1 protein-coding gene is annotated in these 1,005 nt (G+C 30.1%); it reads left to right on the top strand.

The window, feature by feature from the left end:
- The first annotated feature begins 110 nt into the window (after positions 1–110).
- A complete protein-coding gene (locus ND811_RS19355; protein ID WP_265353620.1) occupies positions 111–632 on the top strand; it encodes a hypothetical protein in 522 nt (173 codons plus the stop codon).
- Positions 633–1,005: the final 373 nt, after the last annotated feature.

The raw sequence follows: 1,005 nt of genomic DNA, 5'->3' as shown, positions 1-1,005 counted from the left end.
CTGCTGAGGCTCAGCTACGAGGAACGTCGGTAAGCTTTTTCGTTATGCGAAATTTTAGGTAAACTTTCGAAATATATAAAATAGAAAAAATAAATTAAAATCGTTAAATCATGAAATTAAAAAATAAATTTACCAAACGCACTGAATTTTTCATTTTTGAAAATGAATCAATTGTTTTTTATACTCTTACTGATATCAATGATCCAATCATTAGAAATTACCCTTACCTAGAAATGTTAAATAAAAATCCATCAACAAATTACAAATGGTCTATATCTGATTTTGATGAACTTGGAAAACTTATTAATTCGATACGATCTGAAAGAAATAACTTAATAAATAAGTTTCTCCGACCAAAAGTAATTGTCCTATTTCCTGAAGATATCTTTGAATCGGAAAGAGTATTTTTAAGAACCTTATTTGAAGAATTTGCGAAGGAAATTTATAACATAGAATTTTTCCATATTTGCCAATTGAGCATCTTTTCTATCGAAAATTTGGTAGGTAAAAGAATACTATCTATGGGAGATAGAATAAACCAAACATTCTCTCTAATTGAAAATTCTAAAACCTATGACTCTAAAATCTTTAATATTAATGATATAAAATTCAAGAAATGGATTTTGATCTAATTATCAGTCATAAATCTGAAGAAAATTCTAAAATGAAAAGCAACTTTTTTCTAAAAAGCGAAGAATTAAGATACCATTTAATCTCAGGTTCAAAGATATATATTGATTATATTAATTCAATTTAAAATAAATTTTCAAATCTTATCCTTTATATCCTTTCTTTTTAAAAATATTTAATGAATTTAAATAAATTTCACAAACCTAAAACTTCGCATAACAGCGACTTACCGCTACGCTTCGGCACAAGGCCTCGCTCGGCCTCCGGCAAATTCCCTTTCTGTCACTCGCTCGCATGCGCAAGCTACGTGCCAGTCCCTAACGTCCCTTCGGGACTCAGGGTCAGGGAACTTCGGTAAGTCTAGTTCGTTATGCG

Origin of the sequence: Leptospira soteropolitanensis (assembly GCF_026151655.1) — a bacterium.
Classification (GTDB): Bacteria; Spirochaetota; Leptospiria; order Leptospirales; family Leptospiraceae; genus Leptospira_A; species Leptospira_A soteropolitanensis.
This window is presented reverse-complemented; position numbering and strand designations above follow the sequence as displayed.

Coding starts and splice junctions, on each gene's coding strand:
- ND811_RS19355 (WP_265353620.1), top strand. CDS start 111: ATGAAATTAAAAAATAAATTTACCAAACGCACTGAATTTTTCATTTTT.